The sequence below is a fragment of the Leclercia sp. W17 genome, assembly GCF_003336325.1.
GTDB lineage: Bacteria > Pseudomonadota > Gammaproteobacteria > Enterobacterales > Enterobacteriaceae > Enterobacter.
Genome location: NZ_CP031101.1, coordinates 4,041,198 through 4,055,130, shown reverse-complemented (window position 1 = coordinate 4,055,130; position 13,933 = coordinate 4,041,198). Strand labels below are relative to the sequence as shown.

Genomic DNA, 13,933 nt, shown 5'->3' with positions numbered 1-13,933 from the left:
CATGGCAGATTACCAGGGTAAAAAAGTCGTTATCATCGGGTTAGGCTTAACCGGCCTCTCCTGCGTGGACTTTTTCCTCGCGCGGGGCGTGACGCCGCGCGTGATGGATACGCGTGTCTCTCCGCCTGGTCTGGATAAACTGCCGGAACAGGTTGAACGCCACCTTGGTGGTCTGAATGATGACTGGCTGCTGGCAGCCGATCTGATTGTGGCCAGCCCCGGTATGGCGCTGGCGCACCCTTCACTGAGCGCCGCGGCCGATGCAGGCGTTGAGATTGTCGGTGATATCGAGTTGTTCTGCCGCGAAGCGCAGGCGCCTGTTATCGCCATTACCGGTTCTAACGGAAAAAGCACCGTCACCACCCTGGTGGGTGAGATGGCGAAAGCGGCGGGCAAAAATGTCGGCGTTGGCGGCAACATTGGTTTGCCGGCGCTGATGCTGCTGGACAAAGGCTGTGAGCTGTACGTGCTGGAACTCTCCAGCTTCCAGCTGGAGACCACCTCCAGCCTGCATGCAGCCGCGGCCACGATCCTGAACGTGACGGAAGATCATATGGACAGGTATCCGTTTGGTCTGCAGCAGTATCGCGCTGCCAAACTGCGTATTTATGAAAATGCGAAAGTCTGCGTCGTTAACGCCGATGATGCCCTGACCATGCCAGTACGCGGCGCTGATGACCGCTGCATCAGCTTTGGTATCACCATGGGCGATTATCATCTGAACCGTCAACTGGGTGAAACCTGGCTGCGGGTGAAAGGTGAGAAAGTGCTGAACGTGAAGGAGATGAAGCTTTCCGGTCAGCATAACTACACCAATGCGCTGGCGGCGCTGGCGCTGGCGGATGCCGTCGGTCTTCCACGTTCCTCCAGCTTGCAGGCGTTAACCACCTTTACCGGACTGGCGCACCGTTTCCAGCTGGCGCTGGAGCATAACGGCGTGCGCTGGATCAATGATTCCAAAGCCACCAACGTCGGCAGCACCGAAGCGGCGCTGAACGGCCTGCACGTCGACGGCACTCTGCATCTGCTGCTGGGGGGTGACGGTAAATCCGCCGATTTTACCTCTCTGAAGCAGTATCTCTCCGGCGAGAACATCCGTCTCTACTGCTTTGGTCGTGACGGCAGTGAACTGGCTGAACTGCGTCCTGAGATTGCCGAGCAGACCGAAACCATGGAACAGGCAATGCGCCTGATTGCCCCTCGCGTGAAGCCGGGCGATATGGTGCTGCTCTCTCCGGCCTGCGCCAGCCTCGATCAGTTTAAGAATTTCGAACAGCGGGGGGATCTCTTTACCCGCCTGGCGAAGGAGTTAGGCTGATGCGTTTCTCTCTCCCTCGCCCAAAAATGCCGCGCCTGCCAGGATTTGGCATCCTGGTCTGGATCTCGTCGGCATTAAAAGGCTGGGTCATGGGCTCCCGGGATAAAGACTCCGATAGCCTGGTGATGTACGACCGCATGCTGCTCTGGCTCACGCTGGGGCTGGCGGCGATTGGTTTTATTATGGTGACCTCGGCATCGATGCCTGTCGGGCAACGTCTGGCGAACGATCCTTTCCTGTTTGCCAAGCGTGACGGGCTCTACATCATCCTGGCGTTCTGTCTGGCGATGGTGACGTTACGTCTGCCGATGGCGTTCTGGCAGCGCCACAGTACCGCCATGCTCATCGCCTCGATCGTCATGCTGTTGATCGTGCTGGTGGTCGGGAGCTCGGTGAACGGGGCGTCGCGCTGGATTGCTTTTGGCCCGCTGCGTATTCAGCCAGCGGAATTTACCAAGCTGTCGCTGTTCTGTTATCTCGCTAACTACCTGGTGCGTAAGGTCGATGAGGTGCGTAATAACCTGCGCGGCTTCTTAAAACCGATGGGTGTGATTCTGGTGCTGGCGGTGCTGCTGCTGGCCCAGCCGGACCTCGGTACCGTGGTGGTACTGTTCGTCACCACGCTGGCGATGCTGTTCCTGGCGGGGGCGAAACTCTGGCAGTTCATCGCCATCATCGGAATGGGGATCTCCGCGGTCGTGCTGCTGATCCTCGCCGAGCCGTATCGTATCCGCCGCGTGACCTCTTTCTGGAATCCCTGGGAAGATCCATTCGGCAGCGGTTATCAGCTGACCCAGTCATTGATGGCCTTTGGCCGCGGTGAAATGTGGGGACAGGGGCTGGGGAACTCGGTCCAGAAACTGGAATATTTACCCGAGGCGCATACCGACTTCATCTTCTCCATTATTGGGGAAGAACTGGGTTATATCGGTGTGGTATTAGCGCTATTAATGGTATTCTTCGTCGCTTTCCGTGCGATGTCGATTGGCCGAAAAGCGCTGGTTATCGATCACCGTTTTTCAGGCTTTTTAGCCTGCTCAATCGGGATCTGGTTTAGCTTCCAGGCGCTGGTTAACGTAGGTGCCGCAGCAGGTATGCTGCCAACCAAAGGTCTGACGTTGCCGTTAATCAGTTACGGTGGTTCGAGTCTGTTGATCATGTCGACCGCCATTATGTTCTTGTTACGCATAGATTATGAAACGCGTCTGGAAAATGCCCAGGCGTTTACACGAGGTTCACGATGAATCAACCGAAGCGGTTAATGGTGATGGCGGGCGGTACTGGTGGACATGTGTTCCCCGGGCTCGCGGTTGCGCACCATTTAATGGATCAGGGCTGGCAGGTACGCTGGCTGGGAACCGCCGACCGCATGGAGGCCGATCTGGTGCCGAAGCACGGGATTGAGATCGACTTTATTCGTATCTCCGGGCTGCGCGGCAAGGGGATCAAAGCGTTGCTGCTGGCGCCGGTGCGTATTTTCAACGCCTGGCGTCAGGCGCGGGCGATCATGAAGCGTTTTAAGCCGGACGTAGTGCTGGGGATGGGCGGTTATGTCTCCGGCCCTGGCGGGCTGGCGGCGTGGTCGCTGGGTATTCCGGTTGTGCTCCACGAGCAGAACGGTATCGCGGGCCTCACCAATAAATGGCTGGCGAAAATTGCCAGAAAAGTGATGCAGGCTTTTCCAGGGGCATTCCCGAAAGCCGACGTGGTAGGCAACCCGGTGCGTGTTGACGTGCTGGCCCTGCCGTTGCCGCAGGAGCGACTCGTTGGCCGTGAAGGGCCGGTGCGGGTGCTGGTTGTGGGCGGCTCTCAGGGCGCGCGCGTGCTGAACCAGACTCTGCCGCAGGTGGCGGCGAAGCTCGGCAGCGCTGTGACCATCTGGCATCAAAGCGGAAAAGGCGCGCAGCAAACGGTAGAGCAAGCCTATGCCGAAGCCGGACAGCCGCAGCATAAAGTGACCGAATTTATCGACGACATGGCGGCAGCGTATGCCTGGGCCGATGTCGTGGTCTGCCGCTCCGGCGCGCTGACGGTGAGCGAGATCGCCGCCGCTGGTCTGCCGGCGCTGTTTGTGCCGTTCCAGCACAAAGACCGTCAGCAGTACTGGAATGCGCTGCCGCTTGAGAAAGCCGGCGCCGCGAAAATTTTTGAACAGCCGCAGTTTACCGCCGACGCGGTCGCCACCACCCTGGCGGGCTGGGACCGGGAGACATTACTGGCGATGGCGCAGCACGCACGTGCCGCCGCGATCCCGGATGCAACGGAGCGGGTGGCGAAAGAAGTGAGCCTGGCAGCCCAGGCGTAACCCTCGCAGCGCGTGTTGCGCTGCACGATTTTTTTGAAGTAGTCGATGGCGTTTAGAGAATGAATACACAACAACTGGCGAAACTGCGTTCAATCGTGCCCGAGATGCGTCGCGTCCGGCACATTCACTTTGTTGGCATCGGCGGCGCCGGTATGGGCGGTATTGCCGAGGTGCTGGCAAATGAAGGCTACCAGATCAGCGGGTCCGATCTGGCGCCGAACCCTGTTACGCAACAGTTGGCGTCGCTGGGTGCGACCATCTATTTTAATCACCGCCCGGAAAACGTGCTTGACGCGAGCGTGGTCGTGGTCTCCAGCGCCATTCCCGCCGATAACCCGGAAATCGTTGCCGCACATGAAGCGCGTATCCCGGTTATCCGCCGCGCGGAGATGCTGGCCGAGCTGATGCGTTTTCGTCACGGCATCGCCATTGCCGGTACGCACGGTAAAACCACCACTACGGCGATGGTCTCCAGTATTTATGCCGAAGCGGGTCTCGATCCGACCTTCGTTAACGGCGGCCTGGTCAAAGCGGCGGGCGTGCATGCTCGCCTGGGGCACAGCCGTTATCTCATCGCGGAAGCGGATGAGAGCGACGCCTCTTTCCTGCATTTGCAGCCGATGGTGGCGATTGTGACCAACATCGAAGCCGACCATATGGATACCTACCAGGGCGACTTCGAAAATTTAAAGCAAACCTTTATAAACTTTTTGCACAACCTGCCGTTTTATGGACGTGCGGTCATGTGCGTTGACGATCCGGTGATCCGCGAGCTGCTGCCGCGTGTCGGACGTCAGATCACCACATACGGTTTCAGCGAAGATGCTGATGTCCGCATAGAGAGTTTCAAACAGATTGGTGCGCAGGGGCATTTCACCCTGGCGCGTCAGGATAAAGAACTGCTGCAGGTGACGCTTAACGCGCCAGGGCGCCATAACGCCCTTAATGCTGCGGCAGCCGTTGCGGTCGCCACAGAGGAAGGCATTGACGACGAGGCGATTCTGCGGGCGCTGGAAAGCTTCCAGGGAACCGGGCGCCGTTTTGATTTCCTCGGCGAGTTTCCGCTGGATGAGGTTAACGGCAAAAGCGGCACCGCAATGCTGGTGGATGACTACGGGCATCACCCGACAGAAGTGGATGCCACGATCAAAGCGGCGCGCGCGGGCTGGCCGGACAAAAATCTGGTTATGCTGTTCCAGCCACACCGTTACACCCGTACCCGTGACTTATACGACGATTTCGCTAATGTGCTCTCACAGGTTGATACGTTGCTGATGTTGGAAGTGTACTCAGCGGGTGAGACGGCGATTCCGGGTGCCGACAGCCGTTCGCTGTGCCGTACCATTCGTGGTCGCGGCAAGGTCGACCCGATTCTGGTCTCCGATCATGCCCAGGCGGCAGCCATGCTTGCCCCGGTATTGACCGGCAATGATTTGATTCTGGTGCAGGGGGCAGGAAATATCGGCAAAATCGCCCGTACACTGGCCGAAATCAAACTTAAGCCGCAAATTTCGGAGGAAGAGCGCCATGGCTGATAAGATTGCGGTCCTCGCCGGCGGCACCTCGGCTGAGCGCGAGGTCTCCCTGAATTCCGGCGCCGCGGTGCTGGCAGGGCTGCGGGAAGGTAACGTTGATGCGCACCTGGTCGATCCGAAAGAGACCGACGTGACGCGCCTGAAAGAGATGGGTTTTGACAAAGTGTTTATCGCGCTGCACGGTCGCGGCGGGGAAGATGGCACGTTGCAGGGCTTGCTGGATATCATCGGCCTGCCTTATACCGGCAGCGGCGTGATGGCGTCGGCCATCTCCATGGACAAACTGCGCAGCAAACTGCTCTGGCAGGGCGCTGGCTTACCGGTTGCGCCGTGGGTGGCATTGACCCGTCGTGAATTTGAGCAAGGCCTTACCGAAAGCGTAAGCGAGCGTATTGCTGCCCTGGGTTTACCGGTGATCGTTAAGCCCAGCCGTGAAGGCTCAAGCGTAGGAATGTCTAAAGTAGACAAAGCTGACGATATATCATCTGCATTAGCGCTGGCATTTCAACATGATGAAGAAGTTCTGGTGGAAAAATGGCTAAGCGGACCGGAATTTACCGTTGCGATGCTCGGTGAAGAAATTTTACCGTCAATTCGTATCCAACCTGCCGGAACCTTCTATGATTATGAGGCGAAGTATCTCTCTGATGAGACGCAATATTTCTGCCCAAGTGGTCTGGAAGCGGAGCGTGAAGCCATTTTAAATGCTCTGGTGCTGAAAGCCTGGCATGTACTTGGCTGCCGTGGCTGGGGGCGAATTGACGTGATGCAGGATAGCGACGGGCAGTTTTATCTGCTGGAAGCCAATACCTCACCGGGTATGACAAGCCACAGTCTGGTGCCGATGGCGGCTCGCCAGGCGGGAATGAGCTTCTCGCAGCTGGTGGTTCGCATTCTGGATCAGGCGGGCTGATATGTCTCAGGCTGCGCTGAACACGCGAAACCGCGACGAGGAAGAAGAATATACTTCCCGGCGGAGTAATGGAACGCGTCTTGCAGGGATCACCTTCCTGCTCGCCGTGCTGTGTACTGTGTTTGTTAGCGGCTGGATGGTGCTCGGCTGGATGGAAGATGCACAACGTCTGCCTCTGTCGAAACTGGTAGTAACGGGTGACCGTCACTACACGCGTAATGATGATATCCGTCAGTCGATCCTGGCATTAGGATCGCCCGGCACCTTCATGACGCAGGATGTAAACATTATTCAGAGTCAGATTGAGCGCCTGCCATGGATTAAACAGGCAAGCGTCAGAAAGCAATGGCCTGATGAATTGAAGATTCATCTGGTTGAATATGTACCCATTGCGCGTTGGAATGATCAGCATATGGTTGACGTAGAGGGAGTTTCTTTCAGCGTCCCGGCCGATCGTGTCAGCAAGCAAAATTTACCTATGTTGTATGGGCCGGAAGGCAGCGAAAACGAAGTGCTGGAAGGTTTTCGTAGCATGGGGAAAGTGCTGGCTAAGGATCGTTTTACCCTGAAACAGGCTGCAATGACGGCGCGTCGTTCCTGGCAGTTGACGCTGACGAACGATATTAAGCTGAACCTGGGGCGGGGTGACACGATGAAGCGTCTGGAACGTTTTGTAGAACTCTATCCCGTTCTGCAGCAGCAGGCGCAGGCTGAAGGCAAAAGGATTAGCTACGTTGATTTGCGCTATGACTCAGGCGCATCGGTCGGGTGGTCCCCGGCCCCGGTTGAGGAACCTAATCAGCAACAGAATCAGGCTCAGGTACAGGCAGAATAACAATGATCAAGGCGACGGACAGAAAACTGGTAGTAGGACTGGAGATTGGCACTGCGAAGGTTGCTGCTTTAGTAGGGGAAGTTCTGCCCGACGGTATGGTCAATATCATTGGCGTGGGCAGCTGCCCCTCCCGTGGTATGGATAAAGGTGGGGTAAACGACCTCGAGTCGGTGGTGAAATGCGTACAGCGCGCCATCGATCAGGCCGAACTGATGGCAGATTGCCAGATTTCCTCCGTGTATCTGGCACTCTCTGGCAAACATATCAGCTGCCAGAACGAGATCGGTATGGTGCCGATCTCAGAAGAAGAAGTCTCGCAGGAAGACGTCGAGAACGTAGTGCATACTGCGAAGTCGGTGCGTGTCCGCGATGAGCATCGCGTACTGCATGTGATCCCGCAGGAATACGCCATCGACTATCAGGAAGGCATTAAAAATCCGGTAGGACTTTCAGGCGTGCGTATGCAGGCAAAAGTGCACTTGATCACATGTCACAACGATATGGCGAAGAACATTGTTAAAGCCGTGGAACGTTGTGGCCTGAAAGTTGACCAACTTATTTTCGCCGGTCTGGCGGCAAGTTATTCGGTGCTGACCGAAGACGAACGTGAGCTGGGCGTCTGTGTCGTCGATATCGGCGGTGGTACTATGGACATGGCCGTCTATACCGGCGGTGCGCTGCGCCACACTAAAGTTATCCCTTATGCAGGGAATGTGGTCACCAGCGATATCGCGTATGCCTTTGGTACGCCACCGAGCGATGCTGAGGCGATTAAAGTGCGCCACGGGTGTGCGCTGGGCTCCATCGTGGGCAAAGATGAGAGCGTCGAAGTGCCGAGCGTCGGTGGTCGTCCGCCGCGCAGCCTGCAGCGCCAGACGTTAGCCGAGGTCATTGAGCCGCGTTATACCGAGCTGCTCAACCTCGTGAACGAAGAGATTTTGCAATTACAGGAACAGCTTCGCCAGCAGGGGGTTAAACATCATCTTGCGGCGGGGATTGTATTAACCGGCGGCGCGGCGCAAATTGAAGGTCTTGCGGCTTGCGCTCAGCGCGTGTTCCATACGCAGGTGCGCATTGGGGCACCGCTGAACATCACCGGTCTGACGGATTATGCTCAGGAGCCGTATTACTCAACGGCAGTGGGCTTGCTTCATTACGGGAAGGAAACCCATCTTAGTGGCGAAGCAGAAGTAGAAAAACGCACGTCGGTGGGTTCGTGGTTTAAACGAATCAACACCTGGCTGCGAAAAGAGTTTTAATTTTTGTAAGAGACCGGAGAGAATTAACGGTTTCAGGCGACAGGCACAAAACGGAGAGAAACTATGTTTGAACCTATGGAACTGACCAACGACGCGGTGATTAAAGTCATCGGCGTCGGTGGCGGCGGCGGTAATGCTGTAGAACACATGGTGCGCGAGCGCATCGAAGGTGTTGAATTCTTCGCGGTGAACACCGATGCGCAGGCACTGCGTAAGACGGCTGTTGGCCAGACAATTCAGATCGGCGGCGGCATCACCAAAGGGCTGGGCGCTGGGGCAAACCCGGAAGTCGGCCGTAACGCTGCTGAAGAAGATCGTGAAGCACTGCGTGCGGCACTGGATGGTGCAGACATGGTGTTTATTGCCGCAGGCATGGGCGGTGGTACCGGAACCGGTGCTGCGCCAGTTGTTGCGGAAGTGGCTAAAGATTTAGGTATCCTGACTGTTGCTGTTGTGACTAAGCCTTTCAACTTTGAAGGCAAGAAGCGTATGGCGTTTGCAGAGCAGGGTATCACCGAGCTGTCCAAGCATGTGGACTCGCTGATCACTATTCCAAACGACAAACTGCTGAAAGTGCTGGGTCGTGGCATCTCTCTGCTGGACGCTTTTGGCGCGGCGAACGATGTCCTGAAAGGCGCAGTCCAGGGTATTGCCGAGCTGATCACCCGTCCAGGCCTGATGAACGTCGACTTTGCTGACGTGCGCACCGTGATGTCCGAAATGGGCTACGCGATGATGGGCTCCGGCGTGGCGAAAGGTGAAGACCGTGCAGAAGAAGCCGCTGAAATGGCGATCTCTTCTCCGCTGCTGGAAGATATCGATCTCTCTGGCGCGCGCGGCGTACTGGTTAACATCACTGCGGGCTTCGACCTGCGTCTGGATGAGTTCGAAACCGTGGGTAACACCATCCGTGCCTTCGCGTCTGACAACGCAACCGTGGTAATCGGTACTTCCCTTGATCCGGAAATGAACGATGAGCTGCGCGTAACGGTTGTTGCGACCGGTATCGGCATGGACAAACGTCCTGAGATCACCCTGGTGACCAACAAAACTGCACAGCAGCCGGTGATGGATCGCTACCAGCCGCACGGCATGGCACCATTGACCCAGGAGCAGAAACCTGCCGCTAAGGTGGTGAATGACAATACGCCACAAACGCAGAAAGAGCCGGATTATCTGGACATTCCAGCATTCCTGCGTAAACAAGCTGATTAAGAATTAGCTGGAATTAGGGAATTTACGCTCTTTGTGCTAAACTGGCCGCCCGATAGTGATGTACACTCTCGGTTGGATAAGTAACTTGGCGAGATTATACGATGATCAAACAAAGGACATTAAAACGTATCGTTCAGGCGACAGGTGTCGGTTTACATACCGGCAAGAAAGTCACCCTGACGTTGCGCCCTGCGCCGGCCAATACCGGGGTCATCTATCGTCGCACCGACTTGAATCCACCGGTAGATTTCCCGGCTGATGCCAAATCTGTGCGTGATACCATGCTCTGTACTTGCCTGGTGAATGAGCATGACGTGCGGATCTCTACCGTAGAGCACCTGAATGCCGCCCTGGCGGGTCTGGGTATCGACAACATTATTGTTGAAGTCGATGCGCCGGAAATCCCGATTATGGATGGCAGTGCTGCACCGTTCGTCTACCTGTTGTTGGACGCCGGCATCGAAGAATTGAACAGTGCGAAGAAATTCGTACGTATCAAAGAGACCGTTCGTGTCCAGGATGGCGACAAATGGGCTGAATTCAAGCCGTTTAATGGTTTTTCGTTGGATTTCACCATCGACTTCAACCATCCGGCGATTGATTCCAGCACCCAGCGCTATGCGATGAACTTCTCTGCTGATGCGTTTATGCGTCAGATCAGCCGAGCGCGTACGTTTGGTTTCATGCGTGATATCGAATATCTGCAGTCCCGCGGCCTGTGCCTGGGCGGCAGCTTCGATTGTGCCATCGTTGTTGACGATTATCGCGTACTGAATGAAGACGGCCTGCGTTTTGAAGACGAATTCGTTCGTCACAAAATGCTGGATGCAATCGGCGACCTGTTCATGTGTGGTCACAACATCATTGGTGCGTTTACCGCGTATAAATCCGGTCACGCGCTGAACAACAAATTGTTGCAGGCTGTTCTGGCAAAACAGGAAGCCTGGGAATATGTGACCTTCGAAGACGAAGCTGAACTGCCACTGGCATTCAAAGCACCGAGCACGGTTCTGGCGTAACGGTAAATTCCGTTATGTAAATTCGACTGGTTGACCTGGCACTCTCTCCGGCCAGGGAGACCAGTCGTTTTTGTTTTTATCTTCCCCGTATCGCTGTAGTCAATGGCGCGTTTGCTGATTTCATCACCATTTTTAACCTCCTCTGTGGCGCAATACTGCTGCTGCAACCCGGCTTTAGTGTTACTATCTTTGCGCGAAAATATAAAAATCATACGGTGAGCCTGAAGGTTCACTTACTTGTGGTGGGGCAATTGAGCGGAATTCTGACGCGCTGGCGACAATTTGGCAGACGTTACTTCTGGCCGCATCTCCTTCTGGGGATGGTCGCGGCGAGTCTTGGCCTGCCCGCGCTCAGCAGTAACACCGAAACCGCAAATCCGGCAAAGACCACTACCACCCGCCACGATCTGAGCACGCGGGTCAATTTCACGAATCTCGCCCTGCTGGAAGCGAACCGCCGACCCAACTTCACGGTGGATTACTGGCATCAGCATGCGATTCGTACCGTCATCCGGCATCTCTCCTTTGCCATGGCGCCACAGGCCTTACCCGTAGTTGAAGAGCCTCTCCCGGTACAGGCGCACCATCTGGCGCTGCTCGATACACTCACTACGCTGCTTACACAGCAAAGCAAGCCGCCGGTTATCGTCCGTCAGGTCGCGCTTGCCGCATTTTATCCACAGACCGCTTTCTCCGTCTCCGCCTGGATTAGCCAGGTGCAGGGCATCCGCGCCGGACCTCAACGCCTCAGCTAAATTAACCGTTGTTTAATACCTTAATTTAACTGCCCATCATGGGGTGTTTGAGAATTTATTATGTTAATCAAATTACTAACTAAAGTTTTCGGTAGTCGTAACGATCGTACCCTGCGCCGCATGCGCAAAGCCGTCAGCGTCATCAACAGCCTTGAGCCGGCGATGGAAAAACTCTCTGATGAAGAGCTGAAAGCCAAAACCGCTGAATTCCGTGCCCGCCTTGAAAAAGGTGAAACCGTTGAAAGCCTGATCCCGGAAGCGTTCGCCGTGGTGCGTGAAGCGAGTAAGCGCGTGTTTGGCATGCGTCATTTCGATGTGCAGCTGCTGGGCGGGATGGTGCTGAACGACCGCTGCATCGCCGAGATGCGTACCGGTGAAGGTAAAACCCTGACCGCGACCCTGCCTGCCTACGTCAACGCCCTGTCGGGTAAAGGCGTGCACGTGGTGACCGTCAACGACTATCTGGCGCAGCGTGACGCCGAAAACAACCGTCCACTGTTCGAATTCCTCGGTATGACCGTCGGGATCAACATGTCTGGTTTGCCAGCGCCTGCGAAACGCGAAGCCTATAACGCCGACATCACCTACGGTACCAACAACGAATACGGCTTTGACTACCTGCGTGACAACATGGCCTTCAGCCCGGAAGAGCGCGTCCAGCGTAAGCTGCACTATGCGCTGGTGGATGAGGTGGACTCCATTCTGATCGACGAAGCGCGTACGCCGCTGATCATCTCTGGCCCGGCTGAAGACAGCTCCGAGATGTATCGTAAAGTCGATAAAATCATTCCGCACCTGATCCGTCAGGAGAAAGAGGATTCTGACACCTTCCAGGGTGAAGGTCACTTCTCCGTTGACGAAAAAGCCCGTCAGGTGAACCTGACCGAGCGCGGTCTGGTGCAGATCGAAGAGTTGCTGGTTGCCCAGGGCATTATGGAAGAGGGCGAGTCACTCTACTCCCCAGGCAACATCATGCTGATGCACCACGTGACCGCGGCGCTGCGTGCGCACGTGCTCTTTACCCGTGACGTGGACTACATCGTTAAAGATGGCGAAGTCATTATCGTCGATGAACACACCGGTCGTACCATGCAGGGTCGCCGCTGGTCCGACGGTCTGCATCAGGCCGTTGAAGCCAAAGAAGGTGTCGATATCCAGAACGAAAACCAGACCCTGGCATCCATTACCTTCCAGAACTACTTCCGTCTGTACGAGAAGCTGGCAGGGATGACCGGTACGGCGGATACCGAAGCCTTTGAATTCAGCTCCATCTATAAGCTGGATACCGTAGTCGTTCCAACCAACCGTCCAATGATCCGTAAGGATATGCCGGACTTGGTCTACATGACCGAAGCGGAAAAAATTCAGGCCATCATTGAAGATATCCGCGATCGTACCGCTGCAGGCCAGCCGGTGCTGGTGGGGACTATCTCCATTGAAAAATCGGAAGTGGTCTCCAATGAGCTGACCAAAGCCGGTATCAAACACAACGTGCTGAACGCCAAGTTCCACGCTAAAGAGGCCGATATCGTTGCCCAGGCGGGCTATCCGGCAGCTGTGACCATCGCCACCAACATGGCGGGTCGTGGTACCGACATTATGCTGGGCGGTAGCTGGCAGGCTGAAGTGGCTGCGCTGGAAAACCCAACCCCGGAACAGATCGCGCAGATCAAAGCCGACTGGCAGGTTCGTCACGATGCGGTTCTGGCTGCGGGCGGTCTGCACATCATCGGTACTGAGCGTCACGAATCTCGTCGTATTGACAACCAGCTGCGTGGCCGTGCGGGTCGTCAGGGTGATGCCGGTTCATCCCGCTTCTACCTGTCGATGGAAGATGCGTTGATGCGTATTTTCGCCTCTGACCGTGTGTCGGGCATGATGCGTAAACTGGGTATGAAGCCGGGCGAAGCGATTGAACACCCGTGGGTGACCAAAGCCATCGCCAACGCCCAGCGTAAAGTGGAAAGCCGTAACTTCGATATTCGTAAGCAGCTGCTTGAGTACGATGATGTGGCGAACGACCAGCGTCGCGCTATCTACACCCAGCGTAACGAACTGCTGGACGTTTCCGACGTGAGTGAAACCATCAACAGCATTCGCGAAGATGTCTTCAAAGCGACTATCGATAACCATATTCCACCGCAATCTCTGGAAGAGATGTGGGATGTCGAAGGTCTGCAGGCGCGTCTGAAAAACGACTTCGACCTGGATCTGCCGATTCAGGAGTGGCTGGATAAAGAGCCGGAGCTGCATGAAGAGACCCTGCGCGAGCGTATTTTCGCTAACGCCCTCGAGGTCTATAAGCGTAAAGAAGAAGTGGTTGGCGCCGAGATGATGCGTCATTTCGAAAAAGGCGTGATGCTGCAAACCCTGGACTCCCTGTGGAAAGAGCACCTGGCAGCGATGGACTATCTGCGTCAGGGTATTCATCTGCGTGGCTATGCGCAAAAAGATCCGAAGCAGGAGTACAAGCGCGAATCCTTTGCGATGTTTGCCTCTATGCTTGAATCACTGAAGTACGAAGTGATCAGCACCCTGAGCAAGGTCCAGGTGCGCATGCCGGAAGAAGTGGAAGAGATGGAACAGCAGCGTCGTGAAGAAGCGGAGCGTCTGGCTCAGATGCAGCAGCTCAGCCATCAGGACGATGAAGAAGCCGCCGCTGCCGCGATTGCCGCGCAGTCCGGTGAGCGTAAGGTCGGTCGTAACGATCCGTGCCCGTGCGGTTCCGGTAAAAAATACAAACAGTGCCATGGCCGTCTGAGCTAAGCCTGTAACACAC

General features: G+C 55.9%; 11 protein-coding genes. All 11 read left to right on the top strand.

The genetic code is table 11. The features are described 5' to 3' along the window. The first annotated feature begins 1 nt into the window (after window position 1). Complete coding sequence (gene murD, locus DVA44_RS20165; protein ID WP_114387948.1) at window positions 2–1,318, top strand: UDP-N-acetylmuramoyl-L-alanine--D-glutamate ligase; 1,317 nt, start codon at window positions 2–4, stop codon at window positions 1,316–1,318. Further along, window positions 1,318–2,562 (top strand): cell division protein FtsW, encoded by a 1,245-nt coding sequence (gene ftsW / locus DVA44_RS20160; RefSeq protein ID WP_039030375.1) that lies wholly within the window; start codon window positions 1,318–1,320, stop codon window positions 2,560–2,562. Before murD ends, ftsW begins: the two co-directional genes overlap by 1 nt. Beyond that, window positions 2,559–3,623 (top strand): undecaprenyldiphospho-muramoylpentapeptide beta-N-acetylglucosaminyltransferase, encoded by a 1,065-nt coding sequence (gene murG, locus DVA44_RS20155; protein ID WP_114387947.1) that lies wholly within the window; start codon window positions 2,559–2,561, stop codon window positions 3,621–3,623. Before ftsW ends, murG begins: the two co-directional genes overlap by 4 nt. A 59-nt stretch (window positions 3,624–3,682) precedes the next feature. Beyond that, window positions 3,683–5,158, top strand: a complete 1,476-nt coding sequence (murC, locus tag DVA44_RS20150; protein WP_114315896.1) for a UDP-N-acetylmuramate--L-alanine ligase — start codon at window positions 3,683–3,685, stop codon at window positions 5,156–5,158. Further along, window positions 5,151–6,071 carry a D-alanine--D-alanine ligase gene (locus DVA44_RS20145; RefSeq protein ID WP_114387946.1) on the top strand — a complete coding sequence of 307 codons (921 nt, stop codon included), beginning with the start codon at window positions 5,151–5,153 and terminating at the stop codon, window positions 6,069–6,071. Before murC ends, DVA44_RS20145 begins: the two co-directional genes overlap by 8 nt. Window position 6,072: 1 nt before the next feature. Further along, entirely contained in the window at window positions 6,073–6,906 is an 834-nt protein-coding gene (gene ftsQ / locus DVA44_RS20140; protein WP_114315894.1) for a cell division protein FtsQ, read from the top strand. A 2-nt stretch (window positions 6,907–6,908) separates the two neighbouring features. Continuing rightward, window positions 6,909–8,165: a cell division protein FtsA gene (gene ftsA, locus DVA44_RS20135; RefSeq protein WP_103178274.1), complete on the top strand. Its 1,257-nt coding sequence runs from the start codon at window positions 6,909–6,911 to the stop codon at window positions 8,163–8,165. A gap of 63 nt (window positions 8,166–8,228) precedes the next feature. After that, entirely contained in the window at window positions 8,229–9,380 is a 1,152-nt protein-coding gene (ftsZ, locus tag DVA44_RS20130) for a cell division protein FtsZ (RefSeq protein WP_103178275.1), read from the top strand. Between the two features lie 101 nt (window positions 9,381–9,481). Beyond that, window positions 9,482–10,399 carry a UDP-3-O-acyl-N-acetylglucosamine deacetylase gene (lpxC, locus tag DVA44_RS20125; protein ID WP_103178276.1) on the top strand — a complete coding sequence of 306 codons (918 nt, stop codon included), beginning with the start codon at window positions 9,482–9,484 and terminating at the stop codon, window positions 10,397–10,399. Window positions 10,400–10,650: 251 nt separating this feature from the next. Continuing rightward, a complete protein-coding gene (gene secM / locus DVA44_RS20120) occupies window positions 10,651–11,154 on the top strand; it encodes a secA translation cis-regulator SecM (protein ID WP_139157116.1) in 504 nt (167 codons plus the stop codon). A gap of 60 nt (window positions 11,155–11,214) precedes the next feature. After that, on the top strand, window positions 11,215–13,920 hold the full coding sequence (gene secA / locus DVA44_RS20115) for a preprotein translocase subunit SecA (protein ID WP_114315892.1): 2,706 nt from the start codon (window positions 11,215–11,217) through the stop codon (window positions 13,918–13,920). The last annotated feature ends 13 nt before the right edge of the window (window positions 13,921–13,933 follow it).

Excerpts from the sequence above, each read along its gene's own strand:
- murD (WP_114387948.1), top strand. The coding sequence starts at position 2 with ATGGCAGATTACCAGGGTAAAAAAGTCGTTATCATCGGGTTAGGCTTA.
- ftsW (WP_039030375.1), top strand. The coding sequence starts at position 1,318 with ATGCGTTTCTCTCTCCCTCGCCCAAAAATGCCGCGCCTGCCAGGATTT.
- murG (WP_114387947.1), top strand. The coding sequence starts at position 2,559 with ATGAATCAACCGAAGCGGTTAATGGTGATGGCGGGCGGTACTGGTGGA.
- murC (WP_114315896.1), top strand. The coding sequence starts at position 3,683 with ATGAATACACAACAACTGGCGAAACTGCGTTCAATCGTGCCCGAGATG.
- DVA44_RS20145 (WP_114387946.1), top strand. The coding sequence starts at position 5,151 with ATGGCTGATAAGATTGCGGTCCTCGCCGGCGGCACCTCGGCTGAGCGC.
- ftsQ (WP_114315894.1), top strand. The coding sequence starts at position 6,073 with ATGTCTCAGGCTGCGCTGAACACGCGAAACCGCGACGAGGAAGAAGAA.
- ftsA (WP_103178274.1), top strand. The coding sequence starts at position 6,909 with ATGATCAAGGCGACGGACAGAAAACTGGTAGTAGGACTGGAGATTGGC.
- ftsZ (WP_103178275.1), top strand. The coding sequence starts at position 8,229 with ATGTTTGAACCTATGGAACTGACCAACGACGCGGTGATTAAAGTCATC.
- lpxC (WP_103178276.1), top strand. The coding sequence starts at position 9,482 with ATGATCAAACAAAGGACATTAAAACGTATCGTTCAGGCGACAGGTGTC.
- secA (WP_114315892.1), top strand. The coding sequence starts at position 11,215 with ATGTTAATCAAATTACTAACTAAAGTTTTCGGTAGTCGTAACGATCGT.